The 4,311-nt window shown below is 41.9% G+C and carries 3 protein-coding genes; all 3 read right to left on the bottom strand.

Annotated elements, in window-relative coordinates; genetic code table 11:
* Positions 1-2,115: tetratricopeptide repeat protein (locus tag IQ229_RS15260; RefSeq protein WP_194045011.1), on the bottom strand; the 2,115-nt coding region annotated here is incomplete at its 3' end.
* Positions 2,116-2,172: 57 nt separating this feature from the next.
* Positions 2,173-2,955 carry a PP2C family serine/threonine-protein phosphatase gene (locus tag IQ229_RS15255; protein ID WP_194045008.1) on the bottom strand — a complete coding sequence of 261 codons (783 nt, stop codon included), beginning with the start codon at positions 2,953-2,955 and terminating at the stop codon, positions 2,173-2,175.
* 51 nt (positions 2,956-3,006) lie between these two features.
* On the bottom strand, positions 3,007-3,681 hold the full coding sequence (locus IQ229_RS15250) for a vWA domain-containing protein (protein ID WP_094351580.1): 675 nt from the start codon (positions 3,679-3,681) through the stop codon (positions 3,007-3,009).
* Positions 3,682-4,311: the final 630 nt, after the last annotated feature.

Here is a 4,311-nt window from a genome sequence, read left to right as displayed (position 1 = left end):
TTTGTTTTCGATGACTACGCACATATTACTGAGTGCTTGCTGATAATTATCCATGTCATCTTGCTCAAGAAATATTTTGGCAGATGCCTGTATATCTTCGACAGCTTTCGCTTGGTTTTTGTTAGATTCACTACCGCCATACTGTGCCAGTTCATAGCGAACCATACCTCGTTTGAGATATGCTTTTGCTAGTTTGGGGCTAATAGTTAATGCATGGTTAAAGTCAGCGATCGCTTGATTATATTCTTGCTGATAATTGCTGCTATATTGAGCAATTTGATAATAGACAACACCCCGCTGAAAGTAAGCTTCGGCTTTCGAGACATTAAGTTGTATGGCTTGAGTAAAATCTGCGATCGCTTTTTTGTAAGCTTGTTGAGATTCACCGCTATATTTAGCCATTTGGGCGCGGACAATCCCTCGTCTGACATAAGCTTCAATTTCATTATTATCCAGACCAATGGCTCGATTATAGTCTGCGATCGCTAGATTATATTCTTTATCGGGATCGTTGCTATATTCAGCGAGCATATAGCGGGCATTGCCCCGATTTACCAGAGCTTTGATTTGATTGGGATTGATTTTCAGAGCTTGGCTATAATCTGTAACTGCTCCTTCATAGTCTTTCAGGTTATAGCGGGCATTGCCACGATTTACAATTGCTCTAGCGTGTGTCGGTTCTTGTTCAATTGCTTGGCTAAAGTTGACAATTGCTTTGTCATAGTCTCGCTCTTTGTAAGCAATATAACCTTGCTGATAGGAATCAGCGAAGCTGAGTTTGTTATTTGGTTGGGTAGACTTGATTGTTTGTTGGGTGTAAGCATTTTGGGAAACTAACGGCTGAGTAAATTTAATCATTAAGTCTGCATATCCCAATAAACCAAAACCCAGCAAACAACAAATAACCGGGTACAATTTTGACTTTTTGGAAGGTTTATATGAACCGCTGGGAGTCATTGGCTGCCAATAATTAGCTACCTGCGGTGACATGGCTCGCTGGGGAAAATGCGGTGTCTGATTGTAGCGCTTTCTCGCTTTGATTCGCGGTTGAAGATGTTCTCTAGCTTCTATAGCCCGATGTGATGGAAAGGGGTCGCGTCCACCTAATCGCACGGTACGTTCGCACCACGGACAGCTACGCATGTGGTTGTTGTAGCGATGCTGGGGATTTGTTGTACAGGTAATTAGGGACTCTTCGGCTTCAGCGATTGCTGAGAGCCAAGTCTGGGCACTGGGGCGTAGTTGTGGGTTGTTGTGACCCTCTTCAAAACAACGGACAAATAGTTCTTGTAAGCTGGGATGGAGAATTTCCCAAGGGGGTGCAATAGGAGTAGGTAGGTAGGGTACGTAGCGCTTTTGGCTGTAAGTAAAATGACCCGATGCAATGCGGGCTTCGTAAGGTGGTGGCTCAATTGCACCTTGAAAAATCCCCGAAAAGGGGTGGGTGCCTTCCATTAAGAGTTGAAATACTAGCACCGCTAACCCAAATAAATCGTGAGAGATTTCGCGATCGTGCTGGGCAAAAGTTTTATTTTGTAGTTCTGGTGGAGTAAACTCTGGTTTACCTACTGGGCAGCGATAAACAACATTGCTGTTTGGGTCGGTTACTTGGAAAGAGTCTGTGTCTATCAAAGTCACCAGTGCTGTATCACTGACGAGGATATTAGACTCGTTCACATCACCAATACAATATCCACTAGCGTGCAAAGCGGCAAAAGCTGCCGCCAAGTTTCGAGCCGTGCGGAGCAGGTACTGATAGTTGAATAGGGGGCAATGTTGCCGACGGGTTCTGGGGTTGTAAAAGTCGATGATTGGACGCATCCCCTGAATACGTGGCATCAAAAAGCCCAGGATGCTATTTTTGCCATCTGCCGCCCGTAATAAATCCTCTGGCCAAGCGATAGAGATATGCCCTAAACTCGCCGTAGGGTTTTCTGGCGGGTTGGCAAGCATCGCTTGAAGTTTATCAGCATGGGCAGTGGTTGGCTTGTGGTAAATCTTCGCCACCAAATCGTTATCGGATGGCACAGCATAAACACAAGCTTCACCGCCACGTCCCAAACTGACATTGAGACTGAGGATTTCTTTTCTGGGGGAACAACGTAGTACCTGCATAATGAAATTACCGCTAACGGAAGTTATTGTAAGATGTGAAACCTGTAGATTTGTTGCTCATGAGTCGTTGAATGCAGCTATAATGAGTGTTAAATCATCATCAGTGCGTTGCGTAATCCGCTCTGAGCGTAAAAATTTTACCAATTGCTCCTTCGCTTCTGTCTTATCTTCGGTATTGGCGACAAATTCAAACAGCGGAAAAAAGAATGGTTTGTGAGGTTCGCCAACAACCATATTCAAAGCCAGCATTTGTAATCCGTCGGTGATGATACCAACGTTTACTATGTCTGTGCGCCATAATCTCATTTGTGCTGTATCTAAGGCATTAGGCGAAGTTAAAAAAGTGGTTTGGTTGATGTATTCACCACTGTCAGGCATCGTCAGTGCCAACAGATTGCCCAGACGATCTTTTGCCACTGCCAAACCATCACCTATCTGAACTACAGCTACAACTTCTGGTGTGGCAACCAGCATAATTAAGGTAGTTGCTAAATCTTGAGGCTGTTTGTCACAAGTAGCCGCCTCATCCTCTACAGCTTTTTTGGCAGCGAATATGGCATCATTTAAGAGCGATCGCACCAAGCTATCATCAGTCAAACTTTTTCGGGTCAGCCCCTTGGTAGAAATGTTTTCGATTGCTGTCTCCACAGCAACCATCGCTCCCACTTTTCCAAGGCTAGCAGAACCCGCGCCATCTGCTGCGGCCGCCACTAAAACATTATCTGACAATATTTGCCAGTGATGAGCATCCTGACATAATTGATTGTTTTTTAAGTGACTTGTACCACATACAGACGCAGCCACAATCCGCCATTGAGCAATCTGTTTTGATATGTTCATAAATTTTTTTTCAAGCAGCTAGCTGTGTAAACATCAAGCTGCGATTTTTCATTAAACAGTTCCCCAACCAATTGGCGGTAGTGCTACCTGTTCGTCTACTTGTGAATGAGAAACAGCCGACATACTAGTTGACAGCCAGACAAACATCTCGATAAAATTTAATCCTTTAAGCTTTAAGGGAGTACGTACAGTTATTTGATTTAAACGCGTCATATTCGCATTTTCTACTCCAACTGTAAAGAATGCTACCCGCTTGTTCGCCTCGTCTCCCTGTAGGCGCTGGGATGCTTGCTCTACCACTTGCTCTAATTCACCTTGGGGTTCTCCATCGGTAATCATAAATACCCAAGGACGATAATAAGCAATCCCGTTGGCACGATACTGAGATTTCCGCTCTTGAATTATGTCCAAAGCTTTATGGATTCCCGCACCCATTGTAGTCAAGCCTTGGGCTGTCAAAATCGGCGGATTGAATTGATCGGCAGTCACAAAGTCTTGTACTACATTGATATTACTGTCAAAAGTTACGATCGCCACTTCCACCCGTCTGGCGGCTAAGGAATTTTTGACTAGTTCATCCTTTAAGCTTAGTAAACCCTGATTTAAAGCCTCAATCGCCTCTCCTTGCATCGACCCAGATGTGTCTAATAAAAGTACACAAGGACAACGGGGTTCTGGGTTCTCAGCAAATTCTACTACTTCATCAAGTCTTAATGTATCATGCATAACTTTTTGTGTTATGTTAAAGTCCAAAGCTTTATTTCCCTTTGCTCAGAGTATATAGTTTCAATCGCCGAGGCGACTACAGAATATAGTATCTATTGGTAGATGCTCTAATCTTTATTAAACAAATTATTTTCATGAAGTTCTCTATATATTTAAGATGAACTTGAGTACAGCTTAGTTTAGCAAAAAAGAGTTTATCAAAACCCAGCATTACCTGTTGTAATGTATCTACCAAAAAGTTATATCCATTAAACCTACAGTACAATAAATACGTAAACTTTTTTAGATAAGTTTTTAAAGATTTTATGTAGAAGAATAGTTTCTTTAAGGGAAAGTAATTAACCATAATTAAGCTTGTTAACTCTATAAGTATACCAGTGTAACTACGCAAAGTTGGAATAAAATTTGCATTTTCAAGTGAGTGGGCATAAATAAACATCATTATTAAGGTCTTCTCAAAAGTTGTCAGTAGTTAGTAAAATCCAGAATTAACCGACATCTACTGATAATCTAGCTATGATAGATGCTTACCTTTATTCATACCTACTTGCTTTTTGAGTCAGATTAAGTAAAATGTGCTAAATGTAACAAAGAACTTAGAAACCTTACAATTTTTAATATATGTACATA

Origin of the sequence: Nostoc cf. edaphicum LEGE 07299 (assembly GCF_015207245.1) — a bacterium.
Taxonomy (GTDB): domain Bacteria; phylum Cyanobacteriota; class Cyanobacteriia; order Cyanobacteriales; family Nostocaceae; genus Nostoc; species Nostoc edaphicum_B.
The sequence above is the reverse complement of the archived record's forward strand: the minus strand, read 5'-3'. Positions and strand labels throughout refer to the sequence as shown.

Coding starts and splice junctions, on each gene's coding strand:
- IQ229_RS15255 (WP_194045008.1), bottom strand. CDS start 2,955: ATGAACATATCAAAACAGATTGCTCAATGGCGGATTGTGGCTGCGTCT.
- IQ229_RS15250 (WP_094351580.1), bottom strand. CDS start 3,681: ATGCATGATACATTAAGACTTGATGAAGTAGTAGAATTTGCTGAGAAC.